Origin of the sequence: Actinopolyspora sabaoui, from assembly GCF_051225635.1 — a bacterium.
In the GTDB taxonomy this organism is placed as follows: Bacteria; Actinomycetota; Actinomycetes; order Mycobacteriales; family Pseudonocardiaceae; genus Actinopolyspora.
The window spans coordinates 288285-315017 of the sequence record NZ_JBMIHH010000006.1 but is presented as its reverse complement, the minus strand read 5'-3'; the positions used below and the strand labels follow the sequence as shown (position 1 = coordinate 315017).

The 26733-nt window shown below is 68.8% G+C and carries 19 protein-coding genes and 2 pseudogenes; 13 read left to right on the top strand and 8 right to left on the bottom strand.

The features are described from left to right. Positions 1-160 precede the first annotated feature (160 nt). Complete coding sequence (gene glpX / locus ACOQFL_RS13860; RefSeq protein WP_435544551.1) at positions 161-1222, bottom strand: class II fructose-bisphosphatase; 1062 nt, start codon at positions 1220-1222, stop codon at positions 161-163. Between the two features lie 246 nt (positions 1223-1468). Between glpX and ACOQFL_RS13855 the strand changes: the two genes are divergently transcribed. Beyond that, positions 1469-2092: a DUF4245 domain-containing protein gene (locus tag ACOQFL_RS13855; protein ID WP_435544550.1), complete on the top strand. Its 624-nt coding sequence runs from the start codon at positions 1469-1471 to the stop codon at positions 2090-2092. Positions 2093-2103: 11 nt separating this feature from the next. On the opposite strand, the gene ACOQFL_RS13850 is transcribed toward ACOQFL_RS13855, so the two are convergent. The 4 genes from ACOQFL_RS13850 to ACOQFL_RS13835 form a co-directional block, all read right to left on the bottom strand. Then, positions 2104-2352 carry an exodeoxyribonuclease VII small subunit gene (locus ACOQFL_RS13850; RefSeq protein ID WP_435544694.1) on the bottom strand — a complete coding sequence of 83 codons (249 nt, stop codon included), beginning with the start codon at positions 2350-2352 and terminating at the stop codon, positions 2104-2106. Positions 2353-2420: 68 nt separating this feature from the next. After that, positions 2421-2852 (bottom strand): hypothetical protein, encoded by a 432-nt coding sequence (locus ACOQFL_RS13845; protein ID WP_435544549.1) that lies wholly within the window; start codon positions 2850-2852, stop codon positions 2421-2423. A gap of 120 nt (positions 2853-2972) precedes the next feature. Next, positions 2973-4196: an exodeoxyribonuclease VII large subunit gene (xseA, locus tag ACOQFL_RS13840; protein ID WP_435544693.1), complete on the bottom strand. Its 1224-nt coding sequence runs from the start codon at positions 4194-4196 to the stop codon at positions 2973-2975. 148 nt (positions 4197-4344) lie between these two features. After that, a complete protein-coding gene (locus ACOQFL_RS13835) occupies positions 4345-4905 on the bottom strand; it encodes a lipid droplet-associated protein (RefSeq protein WP_435544548.1) in 561 nt (186 codons plus the stop codon). A 218-nt stretch (positions 4906-5123) separates the two neighbouring features. Here ACOQFL_RS13835 and ACOQFL_RS13830 point away from each other — a divergent pair, with 218 nt between their 5' ends. Next, positions 5124-6158: a 4-hydroxy-3-methylbut-2-enyl diphosphate reductase gene (locus ACOQFL_RS13830; RefSeq protein WP_435544547.1), complete on the top strand. Its 1035-nt coding sequence runs from the start codon at positions 5124-5126 to the stop codon at positions 6156-6158. 132 nt (positions 6159-6290) lie between these two features. Here the strand turns inward: ACOQFL_RS13830 and ACOQFL_RS13825 are convergent, their stop codons facing one another. Next, complete coding sequence (locus ACOQFL_RS13825; protein ID WP_435544546.1) at positions 6291-7364, bottom strand: DUF6542 domain-containing protein; 1074 nt, start codon at positions 7362-7364, stop codon at positions 6291-6293. 257 nt (positions 7365-7621) lie between these two features. Between ACOQFL_RS13825 and ACOQFL_RS13820 the strand changes: the two genes are divergently transcribed. From ACOQFL_RS13820 to ACOQFL_RS13800, 5 genes and pseudogenes are all read left to right on the top strand, one after another. Beyond that, positions 7622-9193: a sugar ABC transporter ATP-binding protein gene (locus ACOQFL_RS13820; RefSeq protein ID WP_435544692.1), complete on the top strand. Its 1572-nt coding sequence runs from the start codon at positions 7622-7624 to the stop codon at positions 9191-9193. Next, the gene (locus ACOQFL_RS13815; protein WP_435544545.1) at positions 9190-10356 is read left to right on the top strand and encodes an ABC transporter permease; all 1167 of its coding nucleotides are present in this window, start codon (positions 9190-9192) and stop codon (positions 10354-10356) included. Before ACOQFL_RS13820 ends, ACOQFL_RS13815 begins: the two co-directional genes overlap by 4 nt. A gap of 30 nt (positions 10357-10386) precedes the next feature. Further along, complete coding sequence (locus ACOQFL_RS13810; protein WP_435544544.1) at positions 10387-11397, top strand: substrate-binding domain-containing protein; 1011 nt, start codon at positions 10387-10389, stop codon at positions 11395-11397. Between the two features lie 226 nt (positions 11398-11623). Continuing rightward, complete coding sequence (locus ACOQFL_RS13805; protein WP_435544543.1) at positions 11624-14218, top strand: glycoside hydrolase family 172 protein; 2595 nt, start codon at positions 11624-11626, stop codon at positions 14216-14218. A 144-nt stretch (positions 14219-14362) separates the two neighbouring features. Next, a pseudogene (locus ACOQFL_RS13800) lies at positions 14363-14935 on the top strand (L-fucose/L-arabinose isomerase family protein); the annotation flags it as partial. Between the two features lie 46 nt (positions 14936-14981). Here the strand turns inward: ACOQFL_RS13800 and ACOQFL_RS13795 are convergent. Next, entirely contained in the window at positions 14982-16190 is a 1209-nt protein-coding gene (locus tag ACOQFL_RS13795) for an RNA-guided endonuclease InsQ/TnpB family protein (protein WP_435544542.1), read from the bottom strand. 47 nt (positions 16191-16237) lie between these two features. Between ACOQFL_RS13795 and tnpA the strand changes: the two genes are divergently transcribed. The 3 genes and pseudogenes from tnpA (at position 16238) to ACOQFL_RS13780 (ending at position 19376) form a co-directional block, all read left to right on the top strand. Next, positions 16238-16657: an IS200/IS605 family transposase gene (gene tnpA / locus ACOQFL_RS13790; RefSeq protein ID WP_435544541.1), complete on the top strand. Its 420-nt coding sequence runs from the start codon at positions 16238-16240 to the stop codon at positions 16655-16657. A gap of 87 nt (positions 16658-16744) precedes the next feature. Continuing rightward, a pseudogene (locus ACOQFL_RS13785) lies at positions 16745-17503 on the top strand (L-fucose/L-arabinose isomerase family protein); the annotation flags it as partial. A 370-nt stretch (positions 17504-17873) separates the two neighbouring features. Further along, complete coding sequence (locus ACOQFL_RS13780; RefSeq protein ID WP_435544540.1) at positions 17874-19376, top strand: FGGY-family carbohydrate kinase; 1503 nt, start codon at positions 17874-17876, stop codon at positions 19374-19376. A 72-nt stretch (positions 19377-19448) separates the two neighbouring features. Here the strand turns inward: ACOQFL_RS13780 and ACOQFL_RS13775 are convergent, their stop codons facing one another. Next, a complete protein-coding gene (locus ACOQFL_RS13775) occupies positions 19449-20525 on the bottom strand; it encodes a DNA recombination protein RmuC (protein ID WP_435544539.1) in 1077 nt (358 codons plus the stop codon). 176 nt (positions 20526-20701) lie between these two features. On the opposite strand from ACOQFL_RS13775, the gene ACOQFL_RS13770 reads away from it, so the two are divergent. The 3 genes from ACOQFL_RS13770 to ACOQFL_RS13760 all read left to right on the top strand — a co-directional run bounded on the left by ACOQFL_RS13770 (position 20702) and on the right by ACOQFL_RS13760 (position 26358). Next, a complete protein-coding gene (locus tag ACOQFL_RS13770; protein WP_435544538.1) occupies positions 20702-21880 on the top strand; it encodes an exonuclease SbcCD subunit D in 1179 nt (392 codons plus the stop codon). Then, positions 21877-24882: an AAA family ATPase gene (locus ACOQFL_RS13765; RefSeq protein WP_435544537.1), complete on the top strand. Its 3006-nt coding sequence runs from the start codon at positions 21877-21879 to the stop codon at positions 24880-24882. The genes ACOQFL_RS13770 and ACOQFL_RS13765 overlap by 4 nt, the downstream gene beginning before the upstream one ends. 129 nt (positions 24883-25011) lie before the next feature. Then, a complete protein-coding gene (locus tag ACOQFL_RS13760) occupies positions 25012-26358 on the top strand; it encodes a DUF2252 domain-containing protein (RefSeq protein ID WP_435544536.1) in 1347 nt (448 codons plus the stop codon). Positions 26359-26733: the final 375 nt, after the last annotated feature.

Here is a 26733-nt window from a genome sequence, read left to right as displayed (position 1 = left end):
GCGCGGCGATTTCGTGGGAAATTGACGGTGCGCGGGTGCCGCTGTCCCCACCGAACCGGCGATTTCGTGGGAAATTGACGCCTCGTGTGCTGGCCACCCGCGACGACTCCGGCGCCGGGTTTCCGGAGTCGGTCGCGGGTTTCCGAATTCGGCCGGGTGCTCAGGGCAGCAGGCCGTAGCGCGCCGTGGGTTCGCCGTTCGTGAAGTCGAGCTCCGAGTACTCACTGAGTTTACTCAGCTTGTGCGAGCCCTCGATCAGACGGACCGTGCCCGACTTGGAACGCATCATCAACGACTGGGTGGTGCAGCGCTGCGCCCGGTAGTGCACCCCGCGCAGCAGCGCCCCGTCGGTGATGCCGGTGGCGCAGAAGAACACGTTGTCGCCGCCCACCAGGTCCGAGGTGGTCAGAATCCGTTCCGGATCGTGCCCGGCAGCCCGAACCTGCTCCCGCTCCGTGGCGTCCTTCGGCCACAGCCGGGCCTGCAACTCGCCGTCCATGCACTTCAACGCGCACGCGGTGATGATGCCCTCGGGGGTGCCACCGATCCCCATGAGCATGTCCACCCCGCTGTCCGGCCGCGCGGCGGCGATCGCTCCCGCCACGTCGCCGTCCGAGATGAACTGGATCCGGGCGCCCGCCGCACGCACCTCGGAGACCAGCTGCTCGTGCCGGGGACGATCCAGGATGCACACGGTGACATCCGAGACCTCGATCTGTTTGGCCTTGGCCACCCGCCGGATGTTCTCGGCCACGGGTGCACCGATGTCGACCACGTCCGCCGCCTCGGGCCCCACGGCCAGTTTCTCCATGTAGAACACGGCGGAGGGATCGAACATCGCGTTGCGCTCGGCGACCGCCAGTACCGCCAGGGCGTTAGGCATCCCCTTGCTCAACAGGGTGGTTCCGTCGATCGGGTCGACGGCCACGTCGCACTCGGGGCCCTGCCGGTTGCCCACTTCCTCGCCGTTGAACAGCATCGGAGCCTCGTCCTTCTCGCCCTCGCCGATCACGACGACCCCGTGCATCGCCACGGTCCCGATCAGCTTGCGCATGGCCTCGACGGCGGCCCCGTCACCCGAATTCTTGTCGCCACGCCCCACCCAGCGGCCCGCGGCCATCGCGGCTGCCTCGGTCACCCGCACCAGGTCCATCGCCAGGTTGCGGTCGGGGGCCTCGGGATGACGGGTGGTCTCGTGCGAAGCGGTGCTGGAACTGCTCATGGCGCCTCCCGTGGGCGAGTGCGACTCGCTGTCTCGGTAACTGTCCGCTGCCTTGGTCGTCGGTCGTCCGGCCCCGTCCCGTCCCGACGGGCGAGCCCGGTCGGGCGGAGTGTTCACCGCCCGTGATCCTCTCGATGAGCGGATCTTCGCAGATCCTGGTCCGTGCCGTTCCGGTGAAGTGGCGCAGGCCACGCGCCCGTCCGGCCACGCGGGCGCGTCGCCGCGCGCATCGTGGTGGGTGAGAGCATGCGAGGCGTGGCTGAACAGCGCAACCAGAGCTCGGAGGACAATCGATCCAGTGCTCCGGCGGGCGGCCCGCCCCGTGGGGCTCGCGCCATGTTGTTCGCGATGCTGCCGCTGATACTGGTGGTGCTGGGAATAGCCGGGCTGACCGGACGCTGCTCGTTCAGCCCGCTGGGGCCCTCGATGGACCCGGTGACCACGCCCACCGTCAACGCCTCCGAGGAGCTCGACTCCGCGGCTCGCCGGGTGGACTTCCAGGTGTTGCGCCCCAGCCTGCCCGAGGGCTGGCGTGCGAACTCCGCGGATGTGCGGCAGGTCGCCCCGGGCACCCCCGCTGTGCAGGTGGGTTGGTTGACCGGCCGAACCCACTACGTGCGGTTGTCGCAGTCACCGGCCTCGGAGGCCGAGCTGGTTTCCTTCGAAACCGAACAGCAGCCCAGGGCGTTGGGAACAGTCGACGTGGCCGGTCGCAAGTGGGTGATCTACCAGAGCATCCGCTCGGAACGGGCGTGGGTCAGCGAGCGTGACGATATCCGAGTGCTGATCACCGGCAACGGCGACGAGCGGGAGTTCCGCACGATGGCCAGGGCCGTCTCGCGTGCCTCGATCGTGGCTCCCGGGCAGTGACGCGGCCGGGCTCAATACCCGGTTTCCGCCTGCTCCTCGTGCTGTTCCACCGCCGCCAGGGCCTGGTCCACACGCTGTCGCGCACCGGCGAGGTGTCGTTCGCAGACCTTGGCCAGCGCCTCTCCGCGCTCCCACAGCGCGAGGGAGTCCTCCAGGGAGAGCCCGCCCGCTTCCAGCCGCTTGACCACCTCGGCCAGTTCGTCGCGAGCTCGTTCATAACCCAGTCCGGCGACGTCCGGGTGCTCGGATTCGGGGTGGATTCCGTGTTCGGGAGCGCTCGCTGCGGCCGTCCCCGTGCTCTCGTCGGGACTTTCCGGTTCGCTGCTGGTCACTGCGTGGCTCTTTCCAAGTTCTGCTGTACCGACATGACCGCCTCGGCGATGGCCTGGTCGTAGCCGACGAAGGCCTCGGCGAACTCCTCGCCGTCACCTTCGCGCACCGCGTCATTGATGCGTAGTTGTGCCGAGGCGACCCTACGCCGATACCCCACCCCACGCTCCGACCACCACCGGTCGCCCACGTACCGTGAGGTCGCTTCCGCGAGTGCGCTGAGCTGCGTCGGCAACGCGCGTCTCTCCGGAGGGTGACAACCGCCGAGCAGCGCCGCCCAGCAGCCCGCCGCCACCGTGTCCGTTTCTTCCGCCCGACTCCGGACCACGCGGGCATCACCCACGGCGGGTGTGTCCGAAGCCGTGGCCGCCGAAGTGGTAACGGCGACGGTGAGGGGGAGGAAGGTGGGCTCTCGCCCGTGATTCAGCACCACAACCTCCATGTGCACTTTCAACTGCCGGAAACCTCGTCATCGCGGGGCCGCGCCGCGCGACAGGTCCCGTGCGGGAGCTGTCGCGGCGGGCGTGCCGTCGGATTCCGGTGCGGCCGGCTACTCGTCCTCGGTCACGACGGCATGTATGGTGCCGTCCTCCAGGCGGATCCGCAGGGGCGTTCCGGGGCGAACCTGCTCCGCCGAACGCAGGATGGACGAATCCGGGCCGTCGGCGCGTTGCACGATCGCGTAACCGCGAGCAAGCGTGGCTGCCGGACCCAGCGCCGTCAAGCGTGACCTTGTCGCGGCCAGCTCCTGTCCCTCCCCGGTGATCACCGTCAGCATCGCGCGCCTGCCGCGTTCCCGCAGTGCGTCCACCTCTTCGCTCCTCCGCCGCAGCGGACCTTTCGGGTCCGCGAGCGAAGGCCTGCTGCGCAGTGAGTTCAACAGTCCCTGCTCCCGCTCCACCCAGCCGCGCAGCGCTCGTCTGGCGCGGTCGGTGAGCTGTCCGATGCGTCTGGTCTCCTCGGCCACGTCGGGTACCACCCGCTTGCCCGCGCCCGTGGGTGTGGAGCTGCGCACATCCGCGACGTGATCCAGCAGCGGGGAGTCCGGTTCGTGCCCTATCGCGCTCACCACGGGGGTGGTGCAGGTGGCGACCGCGCGGCACAGCGTCTCGTCCGAGAACGGCAGCAGGTCCTCCACGCTGCCGCCGCCTCGCGCCAGCACTATCACCTCGACGTCCGGGTCGCGGTCGAGTTCGGAAAGTGCCTCCAGGATCTGGGGCACCGCGGTGGAACCCTGCACGGCCACGTTGCGCACCGCGAAGTCCACGGCGGGCCAGCGCAACCGGGCGTTGCTGATCACGTCGTGCTCGGCCGCCGAACCGCGTCCGGTGATCAGCCCCACACGTCCGGGCAGCAGCGGTGGGGAACGTTTCCGGGCGGTCTCGAACAGTCCCTCGGCCGCGAGCAGCTTGCGGAGCCGTTCGATACGTGCCAGCAACTCGCCGACACCCACCGTGCGGATCTCGTCCACCCGCAGGCTCAGGGTTCCCCTGCCCACGTAGAACGAGGGTTTACCGTGCACCACCACTCTGCTGCCGTCGGTCAGTGGCGGATCCATGCCCTGCAACAGGGTGTTCGGGCAGGTCAGTGTCAACGACACGTCGGCGGAGGGATCGCGCAGCGTCAGGAACGCGGTGGTGGCTTTGGGCCGTGCGGAGATCTGGGTGAGTTGGCCCTCCACCCAGATGTTTCCCAACCGGTTGATCCACTCCGCTATCTTGCGGGAGACGGTACGAACCGGCCAGGGTTCTTCGGCACTGGTGGCGGAACTCAGCGGACTCGCTCCTTCGGATGACGACTCGGGTTGGGCCGGACCGTTTCCGTCGCGGGCGCACGTGGTGTCACGAACGACCGGAGTCGCCTCGAGGCTCGTGTTTCCGACCGGGCGTTCGAGGGGCGTTCGACGGAGTGCCCGCGAGCGGTCAGCCGTCGCGTTCGGCGGCGGCGCGCACGTTGTTCAGTCGGTTGAACAGCATCTGCAGAAAGTCCGGGCGCCGGGAATGCGCCCGTTCGTGCTCCAGCAGCCGCACCAGGTCCGACTCGGAGAGCCCGCGTAACTTCCCCCGCAGCTGCGGCAGGGTCATTTCCTCGTAGCCGGGCAGCAGATCCGAGACGTCCTCCGGGGCCTCCTCGCCCGACCACTCGTGCTCCGGGGGCGGATGCGCCACGAAGCGGTCCGTCTCGGAATCGCTCGCTGTCGCCTGCCGCTCGGACCGACTCCGCTCCGGGGCGGTGGGCGGCTCGTCCTCGTCGAACGTCGCCCACTCGGGGTGTTGTTCGGGTTGCCGCACCCCGGCGAGCAGGTCGTCTCCCTTGATCGCCAGCTCCGTGATGTGCTGCTGCACCCGCATGCTCAGCTGCAGGGCCTGACTGGTGACGGTGACGGGCAGACCGATCAGGTGATCGGGCAGCCTGCGGGTCTGTTCGACCACTGTGCCCGCCAGCCCCGCTGCCACCCGAACCGGCAAAGGAAACGATCGCATACCTTCAAGCTTGCCCCACGAGCGTGGCCCTCGTCATCACGTGGCGGAGTGGTACCGCGCACCGCGTGGCCCGGGCAGGGCCTCGCCCTGCCGCCGAGCACCGTCCGCGTGCTCCCGGTGTCACAGCGCGTCCGGAGCGCGTCGTGGCCCGAGTCTTCGCCCCTCGGAGACGGTGCTGGCTGCTGACCGTTCCGCGCCGCATCCGTACCCTGTGCGGTATGAGCACCTCGCCGCAGGCTTCCGACTCCGGACAGGATACGACAGCCACCGACTCCGCCCCGTCGGGTAAACGAATTCTGCTGGCCAAACCACGTGGCTACTGCGCGGGGGTCGATCGCGCCGTGGACACGGTGGAACGCGTGCTGGAGAAGTACGGCGCGCCCGTCTACGTCCGCAAGGAGATCGTGCACAACCAGCACGTGGTGGAGAACCTGCGTGAGCGCGGTGTCGTGTTCGTCGAGGACACCGAGGAGGTTCCGGAGGGCTCGTTGCTGGTGTTCTCCGCCCACGGTGTTTCCCCCGCCGTCCGCGAGGCCGCGACCCGACGCAACCTGCGCACCATCGACGCCACCTGCCCGCTGGTCACCAAGGTGCACAAGGAGGTGAACCGGTTCGCCAGGCAGGATTACGACATCCTGCTCATCGGACACGAGGGCCACGAGGAGGTCGAGGGCACCTCGGGTGAGGCCCCGGAGAACGTCCAGCTGGTGGACAAGCCGGAGGACGTCGACCAGGTCGAGGTGCGCGATCCCTCGCGGGTCGTCTGGTTGTCCCAGACCACCCTGAGCGTGGACGAGACCATGGAGCGGGTCAACCAGCTGCAGGACAAGTACCCCGAGATGCAGGCCCCGCCCAGCGACGACATCTGCTACGCCACTTCGAACCGCCAGGTCGCGGTCAAGGCGATGGCCGAGGAGTGCGATCTCGTGCTGGTGGTCGGTTCGCAGAACTCCTCGAACTCCAAGCGCCTGGTGGAGGTAGCGCTGCAGGCGGGAGCCACCTCCTCCCACCTGATCGACTACGCCAGCGAGATCGACGAGTCCTGGCTGGAAGGAGTGGACACCGTCGGTGTCACCAGCGGGGCCTCGGTACCCGACGTGCTGGTCTTCCAGGTGCTGGACTACCTGCAGGAACGCGGCTGGGGTGAGGTCGAGGAGGTCACCACGGCCAACGAGAAGGTTTCGTTCGCGTTGCCCCGCGAGTTGCGAAAGGACCTGGACGAGAACCCGAACAGTCCGCAGAGCGTGCGCTGAGCACCCCGGTTCGGGCAGCGGGCCTTCCGAGGGTGGTCCGCCGCGTCCGGTTCGGACGGTTTTTCACCGAACCAGGATCACCCCCGGAGTGAGTCCGAGCGCCGGGCGGGTCCGCCCGGCGCTCGTCGCCTCTCAGCCCTCGTCGCGTCGGGGACGCCGCGGCCGTCCCGGCGGTTCGGTCCGCCCCCGACGCTGTGCCGACCTGTCGGGGGAGTCCCCTTCGTGTGGCGGGCGCTTCGCGTTGCCCCTGCCGGGGCGTGCCGGGCGCCTCTCCCGGTTCGGCGCAGAGCTCTCGGTCGGTTCGCCGCTCCGCTGCCCGCGTTCCGACCGTCGATCGTCTTGTCCGTTCGGTGGCTTCCCGCCGTCTCGTTCGCGGCTGCCGGAACCACGGGGCGTCTCGCCGTCGGCTCGCTCCGGTGAGCGCTCGGAGCGCCTCCTCGGTCCGGAGCCACGTCCGGGGGGCGTCCCGCGTGCTCCCGAGGCCTCGGGGGAGTCCGAGCGCTGCTCGCGCGGTCCGGACCGTGTTGACTTCCGTCGGGACGCACGATCGTCCGCGTCCTCGGGGGCCGCGGTTACCGTACCGGCTCTGCCACGGCTCGACGCGCTGTCGCCGCCCTCGGCGGGTTCGCCACGGGAGGCCCGCGCGGAGCCCCTGCCCTTGGAAGCGCGTCCGTCGCCGTCGCTTTCGTCGCCACGAGCCGACTCGGTCGCCGCCGAGGTCCCCGCCCTGTCTCTGCCGCGGTGTTTCCACGGCTGTAGTACGAATATTCGCGTCAGTCCGCCGAGTATCGCCACCGCTGTCGCCGCGGCCATCGCCGGAAAGCTGTTGATCAACGGTGTGGCCAGCGAGAGCATCACCTGGCGAAGGCCGTCCCCCGCGTTGAAACCGACGCCCATCGCCCACACCACGCTCGGGATGACGATCGCCACGACCAGTGGTGGCTGCACCATCGGGCCGAACAGGCTGCCGCGTTGAACCAGCATGACCGCGAGCAGCGCGCCCACGATGCAGCCCGACGTGAAAACGACACCGGGGCCCGACCAGATCAACGTGTCGATCACGGCACCCAGGGCGGCCAGCACCAGCGGTAGCAGAAACGCCGCCCACCACGGGATGCCGCGGGTGGTTCCGAAAGCCGACCGTTGTGCCAACTGTCCGGAACGGCTTTCGGAGCTGTGGATGTTGCGCTCGGATGTCGCGGTCACGGTTGTCACCGTAACGGTCCAGTGCGGTAGCAACGACACGTCCACGACCCCCGATCGGTTCGTTGCTCCGCGTGGGCGGCTTCTCCGTTCGACGGCGGTAGTGCCGTGACCTGTCCGTTATTGCCACCGAATCGGGTGATACACGCGAGTGGAGCGGGCGGACTCCGGTCACATCGTGTGATGCTTGACACAACACACGGGTGAGCGGGCTGGGCGAAGCGATCGGTTATCCGCTCGTGTTCCGCAGGGGGGACGCAATGGACGCCGCACCACCGCTGGTGGAGTTACGGGCGATCACGAAACGGTTCGGTGGTGTACTGGCCTGTTCGGACGTGGACCTGACCGTTCGGGCCGGGGAGGTCCACGCGTTGCTCGGTGAGAACGGCGCGGGCAAGTCCACCCTCATGCGGGTGCTGTCCGGAGACGTCACCGGCCATTCCGGCGAGATCCGCATCCACGGGCAACTCTTCGCTTTCCGTGGTCCGATCGACGCGCAGCGTGCCGGAGTGGCCATGATCCAGCAGGAGTTGGATCTGGTGCCGGCGCTGTCGGTCGCCGAGAACCTCCACCTCGGACGCGAACCCCGCACCGCACGCGGCACTGTGGACCGTTCCCGGATGAACGCGCGAACCCGTGGACTGCTGCGGCGCATCGGGGTGGATCTCGACCCGAGCACTCCCGTGGGGCGGCTCCGCATCGGTGAGCAGCAGCTGGTCACCGTCGCCCGGGCGCTGGCCCGGAACGCCGCGATACTGATCATGGACGAGCCGACCTCGGCGCTGTCCGGAACCGAGGTGGGAAGGCTGTTCGCGGTGATCGCCGAACTGCGCCGCGCCGGTACCGGAATCGTATACATCTCCCATCGGATGGACGAGATCGGCGAGGTCGCCGACCGTGCCACAGTGCTGCGCAACGGCGAGGTGGCCGCCGAGTTCGACGCGCGCAGCGTCACGGCAGCGCAGGCCGCCACCGCCATGGTCGGTGACGATTTCGCCACCGCTTTCACACCCACGCGGCGGAGTCCGGGCGGTGAATTGCTCGCGCTGTCCGATTTCGCGGTGCGCGGCCGCGGGCGCGAGGACGGCAGGAGGAATCCCGCCGGTGTGGACCTCTCGGTGCACCGTGGCGAGATCGTGGGACTGTGCGGGCTGCTCGGCTCGGGGCGCACCGAACTGCTCGAAGCGCTCTACGGCATCGGGCCGAGCGCCGAATGGCGCGGCGAGGTGCGGTTGCACGCCGCCCGCTACCGGCCGCGCGGTCCCCGGCAGGCGCTCCGTTCCGGAGTCGCGTTCGTGCCGGAGGACCGCGCCGGCAGTGGTCTGGTAACCGAACACTCCGTGACCGCCAACACGGTGTTGTCCGTGCTGCCCCGACTCGGCAGGCTCGGGTTGGTCGCGAGGAGGCGGGAGAGCTCGACCGCGCGCCGGAGCGCTCGACGTCTCGGGATCAAGCTCGGTTCCACGTCCGATGCCGTGGGCACGCTTTCCGGCGGCAACCAGCAGAAGGTCGTGTTCGGACGGATGCTGCTGACCGAGCCGTCCCTGCTGCTGTTGGACGATCCCACGAGGGGAGTCGACATAGCGGCCAAGGTCGAGATCTACCGGTTGCTGGACGAGATCGCCGGACAGGGCATCGGGGTGTTGCTAGCCTCCTCGGAGCTCGCCGAGCTGCTCGACGTGTGTTCCCGCGTGGTGGTGCTGCGGGACGGCGGATCAGTGGCCGAGTTCGACAGCTCGCGAACCAGCCGGGCCGAACTGCTGGCGACCGCGATGGGAAACCGGAGTGACGCGGCGGAGCCGGCGGTGGTTTCCACCGGGGGTGGGAAATGAGCTCGCGTTCCACCGAGGAGGAGCCCGCCGACTCCACGTCCACCTCCGGCGGCGGATCGGTGCCGGACGCTGCCACTACTCCGGAAGCCACGGCCGGTACCTCGACGCCGGTCACCTCGAGGTCCGGGACTTCGGCGGCCGGAGCTCGGCCCGCCGGAGCTTTACGGGCGGGGCGGAGTGGTTCGGGTGGCGCCGAAGCGCTGCTGCGATTCCAGAGCCTGTTCGGCCTCGGCCTCGTCTTCCTGGCCTCCGTGGTGTTCTCACCACGCGGCGACGACGGCGAGATCATCTTTCTGACCAGCGAGAACCTGTTCAACCTCGTGCGGGCGATCTCCGAGATAGGCATCATCGCGATCGGCCTCACCTTCGTCATCCTCGTCGGCGGCATCGACCTGTCGGTGGGATCGCTGCTCGGGCTGGCGGCGGTGGGCTCGGCCGTGCTGCTGACCGAGGACAACTTCGGGATGCTCGCCGCGGTCACGGTGGTGCTGCTCGCCGGGCTGGTGTTCGGCCTGTTGCAGGGACTGGCGGTGGCACTGCTGCGGGTGCAGGCGTTCATCGTGACGCTCGCCGGACTGCAGATCGCCAGAGGGCTGGCCCGCCTGTGGTCCGGCGGAGAGACCGTGCCGATCACCTACGGTCCCGGTGCGGGGCAGGCACCGCTGTCGTTCTCGTTGCTCGGAGAGCGGACCCTCGACGGCATCGTGCCCGTCCCCGCGTTGATCTTCGCCGTGCTCGCGGTACTCGCGGTCGTGTTCCTCCGGGGCAGCGCGTTCTCCCGTCATCTATACGCCATCGGCGGCAACGAGAGGGCGGCCAGGACCTCGGGGGTTCCGGTCAACCGGGTCAAGATCATCGCGTTCGGGATCTGTGGACTGTGCGCGGCCCTGGCGGGCATCGTGCACGCGGGCCAGCTCAACACCGGCAGCCCCAATGCCGGGATCTCCTACGAGTTGGACGGGATCGCCGCCGTGGTGGTGGGTGGGACGAGCCTGGCAGGCGGTCGCGGTTCGATGATGGGCACGATCGCGGGCGCGCTGCTGCTGGGAGTGCTCAACAACATCCTCGCGCTCAACACAGTGGACACCGACCTGCAGTTGGTCATCAAGGGTCTCGTGATCGTGGCTGCCGCCGCCGCGCAGCGGCTGTGGCCCAGCCGGTAGCGGAAACCCGGTAGTGGGGGAGGAGCCCGGATGAGTTCTCGGACGCGATCGATGTTCGCGGTGGTCTGCGCCGTCGCGCTGCTCGGTGCCGGATGCGGGACGACGAGCACGAACGCGGGCGCGGCCGGTGGGGGACCGGACCCGTCGGAGGTCTGCGGCGGACCGGGCGAGGAGTACACCATCGGAGTCAGCCAGGCCAACGTCGCCGAGCCCTACCGGGTGCGGATGAACGCCGACATCAGGCGTGCCGCCGCCGAGGTCGAGCAGTTCGACGAGGTGCAGTTCCTCGACGCCGCGCAGGACAACTCCAGACAGGTCAGTCAGATCCGGACCCTGATCACCAAGCAGGTGGACCTGCTGATCGTCAGTCCCAACGAGGCGGCTCCGCTGACCGGAGTGGTCAGCAGGGCCCACAACAGCGGCATTCCGCTGATCCTGCTGGACCGCAAGGTGAACGGCGATTCCTACTCCACGTTCATCGGCGCCGACAACGAGAAGATCGGCCGAAAGGCGGGCGAGTACCTCGCCGAGCACCTGCTGCCCGAGGGCGGCAGGATCGTCGAGCTGCGCGGCCTGTCCGGTTCCACCCCCGCGGCCGAACGTGGTAGGGGTTTCCGCGCCGGGATCGAGGGCTCGGGAATCGAGATCGTCGCCACCGCGGACGGGCAGTGGCTGCGAGCCGAGGCCCGGTCGAAGATGGCGGCGATGCTCAAGGCCCATCCCCGCATCGACGCGGTTTACGGGCACAACGATCCCATGGCCGAGGGCGCCCACCTCGCCGCGCGGGCCGCGGGACGGGCCGGGGGAACGAAGTTCGTGGGTATCGATGGGCTTCCGACTCCCTCCGGCGGGATCAAGGCGGTGCAGCAGGGTCGGTTGTCGGCGACGTTCGTCTACCCCACCGGAGGGGCGGAGGCGATAACCGCCGCGAAACGGATACTGATCGACTGCGAGTCGGTCCCCGAGAAGCAGACCCTGCCGACACAGCTGGTCACCCGGGAAAACGCCGCCGAAGTGTATCGCAGGTTGAATTCCCGGTGACGAATCCGGCGAAGTGCATCGACGATTCGATGCCGCCGAACATCGCGAAAATGTGAAGACCTCTGGTTTTTCGATGTCTTTCCCGTAGTGCCGATTCCCCCGAACGAACGATGTGGACTTCGGTGCGAAATCGGATTCGCTCGTACGACAATTCCCGGGAAGTGGATCGACCCCGGTGCGGTTTCCCGCGGCGTGGTCGCGGATTCCTACCCGGGAGGCGAACACGATGGCCGTGGGAACAAGCGCGGGAATCCGGTCCGGGCCCGCCGTTCGCGGGCGCGTAGCGCGAGTTCTCGTCGTGTTCGTGCTGGTTCTCGGCACCCTGGGGGCCACCACCGGCGACTCCACCTCGCGACGCGTGCGTGCCGCGGAACCCGGCACACCGGGTGGGGCCGGTGAGGGCCGCACGGTCGGCTGGGAGAGCTATCGCACGCTGGACGAGCTGGGCGGACTCCGACACGCTGGTAACAGCGAACAGTTCTCCAGCTTCGCCAGAAGCGGCAGCAACGACGACGGTTTCAACGGAACCCACTCGTGCCTGCGCACCACCGAGCGTGGCTGCGTCATCGCGGAGCACACCGGGGCCGGGGAAATCACCTCCGTCTGGTTCACCCGTGATCCCTGGGGTGATGTCACCGCGACCGGGAACATCCACATCGAACTGGACGGCCGGACCGTGCTGGATGCCCCGCTGGCCGACGTGGTCGCGGGCGAACTGGGACCACCGTTCGTCTGGCCCCTGGTCGGCGACGCGCGCGACACCTCCGGTGGCGCGGTCGTGAAGGTCCCGATGCCTTACCGGGAATCCATGCGGATCACCGTGGACGAGAACCCGTACTTCTACCACGTCGACCACCGTTCGTTCGCCGACGCGGACGGCGTCACCACCTTCGACCCACGCGACCCCGCCCTGGATGTGGTCCGGCGGCTGCGTCGGTTCGGGGTGGCCGATCCCAAACCGGACGCGCCCACGATCGCGGAACGGCGTTCCCGGTTCTCGCTGCTCCCCGGCGAGTCCACCACGCTGAAACCGATCCGCGGACCGGCGATGATCGATGAACTGCGACTCCGCATCCCCGGCGTCGTGGCGGCACCGCGCGTCATCGACGACGGGCGCGCGTTCGGCGCGGGTGGATCCAGCTCCTTCGACGCGCGCGTCGCACCGGACAACGACGGGGTCCGGATAACCCGCCGCTACGACGCCAACGTCGGAGGCCAGGTGGCGCGGCTGCTCGTCGACGACGAACGCGTCGGCACCTGGAACAGCGGCCCGGCGCGGCAAGGGGAGTGGGGGCGTGAGCGGCTCACCGTGCCCGCCTCGCTGACCCGGGGCAAGTCCGAGCTGCGCGTCACCAACGAGTTCCGAGCAGCCGAGGTGGACATCAACGAGTTCCGCTACGAAGTGCACAGCAGGGTGGACGGCGACTGGATCCGCACCGACATCCTCGACGTGGGACCGGCCAACCCCGGCGACGAGGCGGCACACGACTACCGGATCGAGAACCAGGTCTTCCAGCGCCGCAAACTGGTGGCCCACCTGCCGCACGAGCGTGCGAGGGTCGAGGAGTCCGACGCGGTGCTGCGCGACGTGCGGCTGCGGATCACCTTCGACGGACGCACCACCGTTGACGCCCCGATCGGTGAGTTCTTCGGCTCCGGGCTGGGCGAGTACGACGTGCGCAGGCTGATGAGCTCCATCGACGCCGGAGAGGGCTGGTACACCTCCTGGTGGCCCATGCCGTTCGCACGAGGAGCCGAGATCGAGCTGGTCAACGAGGGCTCCGTGCCGATCCGCCGCGCGGTGCTCGAAGCGACCGCCGCCCCGTCGGCGGGCGCGGGACCCGGGACCGGTTCGGGCCACTTCCACGCCACGCACCGCCATGGCCTCACCGAACCCGGTAAGGACTGGAAGTTCCTGTCCACCTCGGGAAGCGGGACGTTCTACGGCGTGACGCACACCATGCGCGGCAGAATCCCGCCCGGTGTGGCGCGCACACCGCGGGGACCGCGTTCCTCGGCATCCCCGCGTGCCAACCAGCGCAACTATCTGGAGGGCGACGAGCGGTTCTACGTGGACGGCTCGGCCAGTCCGGCCTGGTACGGCACCGGCACGGAGGACTTCTACGAGTCGGGCTGGTACTTCCGAGGCGGCACCACCTTCGCCATGCCGCTGACGGGCAATCCCGCTTACGAGTACTCCGGGGAAGGGTGCCGCTACGACTGCACCGGGACCTACCGGCTGCTCGTGTCCGACGCGGTGTCGTTCGACCGTGAACTCGTCGCCGGGATCGAGCACGGACCGGCCAACAACGAGCCGGCGCGCTACAGCTCCACCGCCTACTGGTACGGCAGCCCGATCTCCACCATGCGGCGCACCGACCGGATCGACCTGGGCGACCGGTTCAGCAGACTGGCACACGACTACCGCGCCATCGGTGAGACGCGTGGCGAGCTCACCGCCACCTTCGAGGGCAGGCAAGATCCGGGGCCGTACCGGTACACGACCACCTCGACCACCGGTGAGATCGGGTTCCGGGTGCGCATCGACCCGGACAATTCCGGGGTGCGGCTACGCAGACTCGCCGACCAGGGCAGCAGCCATCAGCGGGTTCGCGTGCTGGTCAACGGTCGTGAGGCCGGGATCTGGTCGCAGCCGTTGGGCAACAGCGCTCACCGGTGGCTGGAAGACGGTTTCGACATCCCTGCCGAGCTCACCCGGGGCCGAAACACGCTACGAGTGCGGCTGCTGCCGGCGGACGACGCGCCACCCTGGTCGGCGGTGCGCTACACCGCGTTCTCCTACCGGGCGGTGGGACGATAGCGCCACCCGCTCCGGACGGGCGGGGCGAACACGAAAAACGATCGAGAACTCCCGCTCTCCGCTATCGAATTGACATCGTTCCGGCGTGGGAATAATTTCCCGCGAAACGATCGACCGTTTCGGAACTTTCCACAGGTGACAGTAATTCGCGACGATACTCGGCATTCTCGCCGGAGTTCGGAGGCTTTCGTAGCTCGTATCGGTGTGCTCGGTATTTCCGACGGCCGGGAGCACGTGCACCAACGAAATGCGGATTTCATTCGGGAAAAGCAGGGCGTTCTGGTGCGCTCGCTACGTGCGGCGGGGCACGAGGTCATCGAGGGCGGTGACCCGGTCGACTCCAATACCGCCGCCACCGCGCAGGCGAGGCGCCTGGCCGAATCCGGCATCGACGTCACCGTGCTGTACTACGCCGTCTGGGCCTTCCCGCACTTCACCATGCTCGCCGCCTCGGTCCTCGACACACCGCTCGTGCTGGCGGCCAGTACCGATCCGACCGAACCCGGGCTGGTGGGCATGTTGGCCGCGGGCGGCGCCCTCGACCAGATCGGACGCGACCACACCAGGACGTGGGGTGCTCCCGACGATTCGGAACCGCTGTCCCACATCGGCGCGAGGGCCACCGCCGCCGCTGCCACCTCGGGGTTGCGCGGCCTGACCTTCGGTCGATTCGGCGGGCGCCCCATGGGGATGAACACGGCCGTTGCCAACACCGACCATTGACGTCCTCACCCGCCTGGAGGTGGGTGATTTTCTACTGCGCCTATGCGGCGCTTCGGTGGGTTCCTGTTTCGTCCCCAGCCGCCCGCGTAGCGGGTCCTACGTCGGGTCCACAGGCGTTTTGTCTCTCCGCCCGTCCGGCGGCGAGGATGTTGCGTGCTGCGTTGCGGTCGCGGTCGTGGACCGCGCCACAGGGGCAGGTCCATTCCCGGACATCGCGCGGCTTCTTCCCGTCCACATGCCCACAGGCCGAGCACGTCTGGCTGGTGGGTAGCCACCGGTCGATGACCACTAGGTCCCGCCCGTATCGTGCGGCTTTCTCTTCCAGCAACCTGCGGAAGGTGCCCCACGCTGCGTCATGCACACTCTTGGCCAGCCGGGTGCGGGCCAGGCCGGAGACTGCGAGGTCTTCCAGCACGATCAGTTGGTTCTCCTGAACGATGCTGGTGGTGGCCTGGTGGAGCCAATCCTGCCGGGTGTCGGCGACTTTGGCGTGCTGACGTGCGAGTTTCTTCCGTGCCTTGCGGCGATTGTTCGAGCCGCGCTGCTTGCGGGACAGTGCCCGCTGAAGGCGTTTGAGTTTACGTTCGGCGCGGCGCAGGAACCGGGGGTTGTCGAGTACCCGGCCGTGTTGGTCGACGGCGAACGCGGACAACCCCAGGTCCAGGGCGAGTTCGTGGTCCTGACCTGCCTCGTCGATGGCGGGTGGCAGGGTTTCGTCGCCGACCTCGACCACGAACGAGCAGTAGTAGCACTCGTCGGCCGTTTTGATGATGGTGACCGACGACGGTGCGGACGGCAGGTCCCGCGACCAGGCAACCTTGATGTCTCCGACTTTGGACAGTCGGAGCTTGCCGGTGGGGCGGATACCAAACCCGTCCGGTTGGAACCGGATGGCCTGCCGGTTGTCCTTGCGGGACTTGAACCGGGGCGATCCCACCCGCTTACCGGCGCGGTTGCCCGTCAGGCTGTCGAAGAAGTTCCGATACGCCTGGTCGCAGTCGCGGATGGCCTGCTGCAGCATGCTGTGCTGAGCACGGGACAACCACGCCCGTTCCGGGGTTTTCTTGGCGTCGGTGATCAACCGTTTCTGCAGCACGGTGCTACTGGGGAACTTCTCGCCCGCCCAGTATGCGTCCTGCCGGGCACGTACGGCGTCGTTGTAGACCACGCGGGCGTTGCCGAACGCCTGCGCCAACGCGATGCGCTGGCCGGGCGTGGGATAGAGCCGGTAGCGGTACCGCAGCCGCATCGACTGATCACCTCCCTTCGAACTGATCTCAATATACACTTGGTTTGATGACTGATCAAAACGACTTCCGCACTGGTCGCCACGTTGTCTACGCGATGCACGCGCACTTGGTTTTCATCACGACGTACAGGCATCCGGTGTTCACCACCAGCCACCTGGACCGGACGGAACAGATCATGCGCGACGTGTGCGACGACTTCGAGACACAGCTCGTCGAGTTCAACGGCGCGGACAACCACGTGCACCTGCTGGTGCACTTCCCCCCGAAGGTCACCCTGTCCAAGCTGGTCAACAGCCTCAAAGGAGTCTCGTCCCGGCTACTGCGCAAAGAGTTCGAGGACCTGCGGGTTGCCTATTGGAAAGGCGCGCGGCTCTGGTCCGGGTCCTACTTCGCCGGATCGGTCGGCGGCGCCCCGCTGGCAACGATGCGGCAATACATCGAGCAGCAAACCCGCCCACCCCGGTGAAACAGCCTCACGACTACTGGCACGATCCCCACCGGCCCAAAGCTCGATACTCCCCCGCGCCCCTGGTGGTTCGAGCAGTACGCGGGCGAGGTGCGCTACGACGGTGACAAGCTCACCCCGGAACTGCTGGAACGCCAGATCGCCTCCTACCTGGCAGTGCGCGAGATCATCGCCGAACGCGGCCTGGACTTCTCCGGTATCAAGGCGCAGCCGGAGTTGACCGAGAACTTCGCGACCATGGACATCACCGAAGCCCTGCTCAACGACCCCTACGACTGGAACGGACCGAAACAGCCCCACATCTGCGCGACCGAGGCCGATATGGACGGTGCGCTGACCATGAAGCTGTTCTCGGACGTCGCCGGAACGCCCGCGCTGTTCGCGGACGTGCGGCACTACCACCCCGACCGCGACGTGTGGGACCTGTGCAACTCCGGACAGCACGCCACCTGGTTCGCCGCGCGCAGTGCCGATCCTGCCGTGAACCTCGCCCGGGTGCGGCTGTGCCCCGAGGTGTTCTTCTTCCCGGCCGGCGGTGCTTCGGTGCGGCACATCGCCGCCCCCGGCACCATGACCCTGGGCAGGCTGACACGTCAGGACGGCCGCTATCGCATGCAGCTGATGCTCGGCGAGTTCCTCGAATTCGACCCCGCCACCACGGCGGAACTCGTCGATCGTTCCACCCCGGAATGGCCGCACGCCTTCGCCCGATTGGACGCGCCCACCGAGACGTTCCTGTCCCGGTTCGGCGCCAACCACATCCACGCGGTACCGGGTGATCACCGCGCCGAGCTGCGTGCCGTCGCCCAGCTGCTCGACCTGGATCTGGAGGAATGGAGTCGGTGAGTTTGCCGTCCGGTTTGCCGGGGTGGTTGCGTGGCGGAACCTCGCGCACGGCTCTCGCTGTGGGTCCGGCGACCTCGGGTAGCGACCTACACAACGTCTCCGGCGTCCTCGCGAGAGCCGCACGCGAGAACCCGCGGCGGTGCCGACTGCGAGGGTGGTGGGAGTGCGACCTGCGGGAGTGGTGGGAGTGCGGCCTTCGTGGGTGACGGAACTATGACACTGCGGTGCCGAGCGCGGGAATGGTAGGAGTTCTGCTTGGGGGCTCCGCAGTGGCGGCGATTTCGTGGGAAATTGACGCCAACCCTCCACGAGGACTCCGAACAGCGGACGGTTCGCCGTGGTTTCGCGACGGCCAGGGGAAGTGGGAGCGATGTCCGAAGAGGTACTGCTGGGGATCGACATCGGCACGTCCAGCTCGAAGGGCGTCCTGACCACCACCAGCGGCAAGATCCTGGCCAGGGCCGAACGCGCCCACGCCACGAGCCGTCCGTCGCCGGGGCGGGTCGAGCACGACGCCGAGGCGATCTGGTGGCACGACTTCCGCGAGCTGGTGGCCGAGCTCCTGCCCGCCGCCGAGCGGCGCGGGATCGCCGGGCTCGGGGTCAGCGGTATCGGACCGACGCTGCTGCCCGCCGACGAAGAGGGCAACCCGCTGCGGCCCGCGATCCTGTACGGCGTGGACACCAGAGCCACCGCCGAGATCGCGGAACTGAACTCCGAACTCGGAACCGAGGAGATACTGCGGCACAGCGGTTCGGCGCTGACCAGCCAGGCGGTCGGCCCCAAGATCCGCTGGCTGGTCAACAACGAACCCGAGACCTACCGCCGCACCGCGAAACTGCTGATGTGCGGCTCCTACCTGGTGCACCGCCTCACCGGTCGCTACGTGCTCGACCATCACTCGGCCAGCCAGTGCGACCCGCTCTACGACCCCCATCAGCAACGCTGGGCCCCCGAGTGGTCCGGCGCGGTGGCACCCGGGCTCGAACTGCCCGAACTGGCCTGGCCCACCGAAACAGCGGGCCGGGTCCACGCCCGCGCCGCCGCCGAGACCGGGCTCCCGGAAGGTCTGCCGGTCACGGTGGGCACCGTGGACGCCTGGGCCGAAGCGTGCAGCGTCGGTGTGCGCGATCCCGGCGACGTGATGCTGATGTACGGCACCACCATGTTCTTCGTGCGGGTGGTGGAGCGGCTCCGGCCCCATCCGGTGCTGTGGGGCACTTGCGGCGTCTACCCGGGCACCCACACCCAGGCCGCCGGAATGGCCACTTCCGGCGCGGTTACCGACTGGCTGCGCGGTCTGTTCGGCGGGGAGTTCTCCGAACTGGTCACCGCCGCCTCCGAAGTGCCGCCGGGAAGTCGCGGGCTGCTGCTGTTGCCGTACTTCGCCGGTGAGCGCACCCCCGTGTTCGATCCGGACGCGCGGGGCATGCTGTTCGGCCTGACCACCGAGCACGGCCGGGCCGAGCTCTACCGCGGCGCTCTGGAGGGAATCGCCTACGGAGTGCGGCACAACCTCGCCGAGATGCGCGGTCCGGAGACCACTACCGAACGGCTGGTCGCGGTGGGCGGCGGCACCACGGGAGGACTGTGGACCCGCATCGTCTCCGATGTGACCGGATGCACCCAGCTGATCCCGGCGGAAACGATCGGTGCCTGCTACGGCGACGCGCTGCTGGCGGGGCTGGCCACCGGCACGGCGGTTTCCCCGGACGAGTGGAATCCGGTGGTCGACCGGATCGAGCCCGACCCGGCCAACACCGAGCGCTACGACGCCTTCTACCGCCACTACCGCACGCTCTACGAGAACACTTCCGAGACGGCGCACTTCCTGGCGGAGCAGCAGCGGATCGCCACCGCCGATTCAGCCTGATCCCCTCCCGGAGCGAACCGGGGTCAGCACGGCGGGACCACCGTGCGGTGCTCGACAGGACCGGAGCACCGGTCATCCCGCCGCGTTCGGCCATTCCGCCGCGCCGTCCCCCGAGCCGTTCGGGGAGCTCACCCCGTCGGTTCGGATCGCCCCGTTTCCCGCACCGGACAATTCCTCGGAACCGACCGACTCCTCCGAACCGACCGACTCCTCCGAACCAGCCAGCCCTTCCGAAGCCCGACGCACCTCGGCCACCCCGGTGGCGTCGGCCAACTCGGCCAACGGCTGTACCGCCCCCCGGAAGTGCTCCAGCGCGTCGAGTTCCCTGCGGCGCGCCGAGACGAATCGCCGCAGGTGGGTTCCGGACAGGTTGACCGCCTCCACCGCAGAACTCGCCGCCCGCTGCGCCTCCACAGCCTGGGCACGGATCCGCTCGATGTCGGCGGCGATGGTGCGTTCGGTCGCCGCGAACAGCGCGGCCGAGGCAAGCACCCCGAACCCGGTTGGTCCACACAGGAACACCCGCTTCTCCAACAGCCACCCCAGCAATGTCGGGTCGGTGTCCAGCGCCGAGACCACCGCCGCGTCGGAGGGCACGAACATGATCGAGCCGTAGATCGCGTCGGCCCAACGCTGGTAGTCCCTGCCCGCGAGTTCCTTGGCACGGGCGCGGATGTTGCGGGCGTGCACGCGCAGCGCCTCGTCGCGCTCCGCCGGGTCGTCGGTTTCCATCGCCTCCGCCCACGCGGCGAAACTGGCCTTGGCATCCACCGGCACGCGCCGGTCCCCGCCCACGTTGAGCACCAGATCCGGCCGGGCGGCGCCACCGCCCGCGAGATCGGTCTGCTGGGTGAAGTGAACCCCCTCCCGAAGCCCCAGCGCGCGGGTGGTCCGCACCAGGGCCTGTTCGCCCAGCTCGCCGCGACCGGTGCTGGAGGCGAAGGTCACCTCGTAGCGCCGCAGCGCCGTCTCGTGCCGCGAGGCGCGCTCCCGCTCCGCCTCCAGCATCCGCAGCGCCTCCTCCGCCCGCCGCCCGGAATCCTCGGCCCTACGGGCGGAGTCGCCGTACAACCGCCAGATCACCAGCAGCGCGGCCGCGAACAGCAGCACCATCACCACCAGCAGACCGCCGAGCATCGTTGACCCCACGAGCGCTCCTCCCTCGTCCGTCGGTTGTCGAACGGATCATCGCCGACGAACGGGAGCCGCGTCCCGTCCCCGTCCGCGACGCGCCGTACCCGCTCGTGCCACACCACCACCGCCCGCGCCACACCACTGCCGACGGGGTGATCGAACAGCCGTGGGATGCCCGATAGCGTGCGGCCATGCGCCTGCTGCACACCTCGGACTGGCACATCGGCCGCACGTTCCACGGCCACGACCTGCTCGACGACCAGCGGCGGGTGCTCTCCGAGCTGGCCGAGATCGTCCGCACCGAGAGCGTGGACGTCGTGGTGATCTCCGGGGACCTCTACGACCGCTCGGTGCCTTCCGGCGAGGCCGTGCAGACCTGTGTCGACGTACTCGAACAGCTCCGCCGCACCGGCGCGCAGTTGGTCGTCACCCCGGGCAACCACGACTCCCCGCAGCGGGTCGGCGCGTTCGCCGGATTCGCGGCGGCCGGAGGGCTGCACCTGCACACCCGCGTCGCCACCCTGCACGAGCCCACCGTGCTCTCCGACGAGCACGGACCGGTGGCCTTCTACGGCATCCCCTACCTCGAACCCGACCCGGCCCGGCAGGTACTGCGCACCAGCCCCGCCCCCGGAGCGGCCGAGGACGTCGAGCGCGGTCACCCCGCGGTGCTGGGTGAGGCGATGAACCGGGTGCGGAGCGAACTGGACAGTCGCGACCCCGACACCAGGTCCGTGGTGCTGGCGCACGCCTTCGTCACCGGTGGCGGCAGCAGCGATTCCGAACGCAACATCGCCGTCGGCGGGGTGGATCGGGTACCCGCCGACGTGTTCGCCGGGGTCGACTACGTGGCACTCGGACACCTGCACGGTTGCCAGCGGATCACCGAACGGGTGCGGTACTCGGGCAGCCCGATGGCCTACTCGTTCTCCGAGGCGCGGCAGCGGAAATCGGTGTGGCTGGTCGAACTGGACTCCGAAGGGCTGTCCGGGACACGCCGGATCGAACTACCCGTGCCCCGCGAACTGGCCACCGTGTCCGGAACCATCGAACAGCTGCTGCACGACCCCGAGTACGAATCCGCCACGGACTGCTATGTTTCGGCCACGGTCACCGACGAGGTCCGCCCCGTGGACGGGATGCGCAGGCTGCAGCAGCGATTCCCCTACGCGGTGCACATGGAGTGGGAACCCGAGGGCGGCAGGGTCCGTGCCTCGCTGAGTTACTCGGAGGCGGTGCGCGGCCGCGACGAGCCGCGGCTGCTGCGGGACTTCGTCGCCAACTGCCGTGGACAGGAACCGTCCGATTCGGAGGGTGAGTTGTTGGATCGGGCGCTGTCCGAGTTGAACATCGCGGAGGTGCGGCGGTGAGACTGCATCACCTGGAACTGTCGGCCTTCGGGCCGTTCCGGGACCGGCAGCGGATCGACTTCGACGAGCTTGGCGCCGACGGGCTGTTCCTGCTGCACGGCGACACCGGCGCGGGCAAGACCACCGTGCTCGACGCCGTCACCTTCGCGCTGTACGGCCAGATCCCCGGTGTCCGCCACCAGGCCAAGGCACTGCGCTGCGACACCGCCCCGCCCGAGACACCGACCCAGGTCTCACTGGAACTGACCGTGCAGGGCTGCCGGATGCGCGTGGAGCGCAACCCGGAGTACGAGCGCCCCAAGAAAACCGGCACGGGCACCACCAAGGAGAAGGCCAAGGCCACGCTGACCTGGCTCGACGAGCCACCCGAAGGTGAGCCGCGGGAAGGGATCACCCGTCCCAACGAGGTCGGTCCGACCGTGGAACGGCTGCTCGGGATGGACGCGGGGCAGTTCTGCCAGGTCGTACTGCTGCCGCAGGGCGACTTCGCGCGCTTCCTGCGCGCCGACGCCAAGGAACGGGCCGACCTGCTGGAGGAGCTCTTCGACACCCGGCAGTTCTCCCGGATCGAGCAGTGGTTCGGCGAGCGACGCAAGCAGCGCCGGGCAGCACTGCACACCGCCCGGGAGCACAGCGAGAAACTACTGGCCCGGTTCGCCCAGGTCGCGGGCAGCGAACCCGAGGACGGCGCGGACCGTGCCGAATGGCTGGACGAGACGGAGCGGAGCTTCGCACGCAGGTACGAGCACGCCCGGGCAGAGGACGAGCGGCTCCGACGGCAGCGCGAACAGGCCGATGAGGCCCTGGCTCGGCAGCGCGAACTCGCGGGCAAGGTGCGACGCGTCCGCGACGCCCGCGCGGAGCTCGACGAACTCGCCGCCCTGTCCGAGACCTACCGGGCCGCCGGTGTCGAACTCGACGCGGCCCGCCGCGCCGCCCCCGTGAGCAACGCGGCCCGGGAACTGGACAACAGCACCACCCGGCTGCGCGAGGCTGAGCAGGAGCTGCACCGGGCCCTGGCCGACTGTCCCGACCACGAATCCGACGGTCCCGCGCCGTCCGGGGAGGGTGCCGGCGAGAACGGTGCCGGCGGGAAGAGATCCGCCGACACCGACGAACTGCACGCCCGCTCGCTGCGCTACCACCAGGAAGCGGCCGTGCTGGCCGATCGGGAGCAGGAGGCCGAGCAGCAGCGCCACGACCGAGCACGGATCACCGAACTCGACGAGAACATCGCCGCCGACCTCGCCACCGACGAGGAACTCGTCCAGCAGCAGCACCAGCTGCCGGAGGCGCTCGAACAGGCCCGCGCGGCTGCCCACGAAGCCGAACAGGCCCCCGAACGGCTGGAAACGGCCACCGCCAGGTGCGAGGAACTGAACGCGACGCTGGAGGCCGCCCGGCGACTCCCCGAGGCCGAGAAGCGACGCGACACGGCACGCGAACGGGCACAGCACGCCGTCGACGAGCACCAGAAGACGCGTGACCAGCTGCAGGACATCAGGGAACGCAGACTCGCGGGCATGGCCGCCGAACTGGCCACCCGACTCGAAACCGACGTGGCCTGCCCGGTCTGCGGCTCGTTCGAGCACCCACACCCGGCCGAGCCGGGCGAGTCGTCCGTCGGCGCCGACGCCGAACGGATCGCCCGCGATGCCGAGGCCGACCGGCAACAACGCAGGGACGACGCACGGGGTGAACTGGAGGAGGCCGAACGGGAACACACCCGACTCCGCGAACAGCTCGGCGAACGCACCGAACAACAACTGCGCGAGGAGTTCGACCGGGCCGCGGTCGAACGTGACCACCTGCGCGAACTGGCCGAGCAGCGGCAGCTTCGAGCCGAACGGTTGACCGAGCTCAACAACCGCGCCGAGCTGCTGAGTGGCAGGCGCACCGAACTCGACAAGCGGATCAGCGCCGCACGCTCCGCTCGGGACTCCCTCGCCGAGACCGTCCACGAACGGGAACAACGGCTGCGCGAGGCACGCGGCGAGTTCGACACGGTCACGGCACGGCGGCAACACCTGCTCGAACTCGCCGAACGCTTCGAACGCGCGGTGCGGGCACGCGGCGAACACGACCGGGCGGTGACCCGCGAGAACGAACAGCGCGAAGCGCTGGCGCGGATCGCCACCGAGAACGGTTTCGACAGCTCCGAAGTGGCGCTGGCGGCACGGCGGGAACAGCCGCGCATCGACGAACTCGCCGACTGGATCACCGAGATGGACCGCCGCGACGCGGCCGCCAGGGCCACCCTCGACGAGCTGCCGAACGTCTCCGTCGACACCGAGGTGGACACCGAAGGCGCCGCCGCGGCTGCCGAACAGGCACGAGGGCTGGCAGACGACGCGACCGCCGTGCTCGGGGACCTCGGTCACCGCAGTTCGCAACTCGCCGAGCTCGGGGAGGAACTGCGGCAGGCGTGGAAGGAACTGGCCCCCCTGGAGGAGGAGTTCGCCGAACTGAACGCCCTGACCGACGTGATCAACGGGCAGGGACAGAACGCCCGTCTGATGACGCTGCGCTCCTACGTGCTCGCCGCGCGCCTGGAGGAGGTCGCCGTGGCCGCCACCGCCAGGCTGCGGCACATGAGCGACGGGCGTTACGCGTTCGTGCACTCCGACGAACAGGGCGCGCACGGCAAACGTGGTGGGCTTGACCTGCGCGTGATCGACGACTACTCGGGGCGGACCCGTTCCACCAAAACGCTGTCCGGCGGCGAGTCGTTCCTCGCCTCGCTGTCGCTGGCTCTCGGGCTGGCCGACGTGGTAAGCGAGGAGTCCGGCGGCGCGATGCTCGACACGTTGTTCATCGACGAGGGCTTCGGCACCCTGGACGGGGATACACTCGACCTCGTGATGGACGCGCTGGACGAGCTGCGCGCCGGGGGCAGGATGGTAGGTCTGGTGTCGCACGTCGACGAGCTGCGGCAGCGTATTCCGGTACGCCTGCGGGTGCGCAAGTCGCGCGGCGGTTCCTCACTGGCGATCGAGGCGTAACTCCACACCGTTTTCACCACCGACCCATCAGAGGCGGGCCGGTGGTGAGCACGGTGTGCCGGTGCGTGAACTCAACCGAGCAGCGTCGATACCGCGGCCCGTCGTAACCGGGCCGGGAAAGGTCGGTTCATGTCCGAGCTGTCCAGCATGCTGGAGACCCACGATCCGGATGCTCGCCGCGAGTACATCGTGAACACCCTGGTGGAGACCTTCTCCGAACTGATGGAGAACAAGCCCGCCGCCTTCCGTACCAAATTCCGCAAGATGGCCGCCTCGCCGTTCGCCTTCTACCGCGGCACGGCCTGCCTGTTCTACTCCGACGTCGCTCGCCTCAAGGACCCGTGGGCCGACGAACGCACCAGCAGGGTCTGGATCCAGGGCGACCTGCACGCCGAGAACTTCGGCACCTACATGGACGGCGAGGGCGTGCTGATCTTCGACGTCAACGACTTCGACGAGGCGTACCTGGGGCACTTCACCTGGGATCTACAGCGGTTCGCCGCCAGCATCGCGCTGCTCGGCTGGAGCAAGGCGCTGCCCGACGAGGACATCAGCGAGTTCATCCGCCGCGCCACCCGCTCCTACATCGAGCAGGTGCGGAACTTCGTGGCGGGTGAGGACGACGCGGCCTTCTCGCTGAACCTCGGCACCACTGACGGGCCGATCCAGCAGGTGCTGCAGCAGGCACGGCTGCGCAGCAGGGGTGGGCTGCTCGACCGCGAGACCGAGACCGAGGGCTACGACCGCAAGTTCCGCAACGGGGTGGGCGTGCGCAGGCTCGGCGAGGACGAGTACCAACGCGTGATCGAGGCGTTCCAGCGGTACCTGACGACGATTCCGCAGGACAAGAAGATGCGCGACATCGCCTACGAGGTCAAGGACGTGGTGGGGCGCAGCGGTTTCGGCATCGGCAGCGCGGGGCTGCCCGCCTACAGCGTGCTCATCGAGGGCGAGAACGAGGCGCTGGAGAACGACCTGATCCTGTCGATGAAACAGGGCAACGTGGCCGCTCCCGCGGCGGTGGTGCCCGACGAGGGGATCCGGAACTACTTCCTGCACCACGGTCAGCGCACCGCGATGTCGCAGCGGGCACTGCAGGCGCACGCCGACGCGCTGCTGGGCTACACCGAGATCGACGGCACCGGCTACGTGGTCTCCGAGGTCTCGCCTTACGTGTCCGATCTGGACTGGGGCGAACTCACCGAACCGGATGACATCCGGCCGGTGGTGGACTACCTGGGACGCGCCATCGCCAAGATCCATTGTGTCGCGGACTCGGACTCGGACCAGACACTGGTGCCGTTCCAGACCGAGGACGCCATCTCGAAGGTGCTGGAAGGTCAGGAGGAGGAGTTCGCGGACTGGCTCTGCGACTTCGCGATGAACTACGCCGACGTGGTGCGTGACGACTACCGGTTGTTCGTGGAGGCGTTCCGCAACGGTGAGATCGGAGGGGTCACTTCCACCCGCACCTGATTGTGATCGTGCTCCACTCGGTCTGCACAGCGGTGCGGGTGGCGGAACCTCCGGCGGCACCTCGCTGCGGGTGCCCCGACCTCGGGTAGCGATCTACACAACGTCGGGGCCGTCCTCGCGAGGCACTCGCCGGAGAACCCGCGGCGGTGCCGGTGGCCAGGGTGGTCGCAAGCGGCCGGGGCCGGTTGCGTACGGGGTCGGCTAGCCGGCACGTGAGGCGGCGCCTTGCTGCGTTGGGCCGCTCTTGAGTAGCGACCTACGCGGCGAGGCGGCCCGGCCTTGCAATGCATCCGCCTCACGCACCGGGGACGATCCCGCTGCCGCGCTCATGGTCGTTTCCCCACGATGCTCTCCGGGGCGTGGCGATTTCTCGCG

Excerpts from the sequence above, each read along its gene's own strand:
- glpX (WP_435544551.1), bottom strand. The coding sequence starts at position 1,222 with ATGAGCAGTTCCAGCACCGCTTCGCACGAGACCACCCGTCATCCCGAG.
- ACOQFL_RS13855 (WP_435544550.1), top strand. The coding sequence starts at position 1,469 with ATGCGAGGCGTGGCTGAACAGCGCAACCAGAGCTCGGAGGACAATCGA.
- ACOQFL_RS13835 (WP_435544548.1), bottom strand. The coding sequence starts at position 4,905 with ATGCGATCGTTTCCTTTGCCGGTTCGGGTGGCAGCGGGGCTGGCGGGC.
- ACOQFL_RS13830 (WP_435544547.1), top strand. The coding sequence starts at position 5,124 with ATGAGCACCTCGCCGCAGGCTTCCGACTCCGGACAGGATACGACAGCC.
- ACOQFL_RS13820 (WP_435544692.1), top strand. The coding sequence starts at position 7,622 with ATGGACGCCGCACCACCGCTGGTGGAGTTACGGGCGATCACGAAACGG.
- ACOQFL_RS13815 (WP_435544545.1), top strand. The coding sequence starts at position 9,190 with ATGAGCTCGCGTTCCACCGAGGAGGAGCCCGCCGACTCCACGTCCACC.
- ACOQFL_RS13810 (WP_435544544.1), top strand. The coding sequence starts at position 10,387 with ATGAGTTCTCGGACGCGATCGATGTTCGCGGTGGTCTGCGCCGTCGCG.
- ACOQFL_RS13805 (WP_435544543.1), top strand. The coding sequence starts at position 11,624 with ATGGCCGTGGGAACAAGCGCGGGAATCCGGTCCGGGCCCGCCGTTCGC.
- ACOQFL_RS13795 (WP_435544542.1), bottom strand. The coding sequence starts at position 16,190 with ATGCGGCTGCGGTACCGCTACCGGCTCTATCCCACGCCCGGCCAGCGC.
- tnpA (WP_435544541.1), top strand. The coding sequence starts at position 16,238 with ATGACTGATCAAAACGACTTCCGCACTGGTCGCCACGTTGTCTACGCG.
- ACOQFL_RS13780 (WP_435544540.1), top strand. The coding sequence starts at position 17,874 with ATGTCCGAAGAGGTACTGCTGGGGATCGACATCGGCACGTCCAGCTCG.
- ACOQFL_RS13770 (WP_435544538.1), top strand. The coding sequence starts at position 20,702 with ATGCGCCTGCTGCACACCTCGGACTGGCACATCGGCCGCACGTTCCAC.
- ACOQFL_RS13760 (WP_435544536.1), top strand. The coding sequence starts at position 25,012 with ATGTCCGAGCTGTCCAGCATGCTGGAGACCCACGATCCGGATGCTCGC.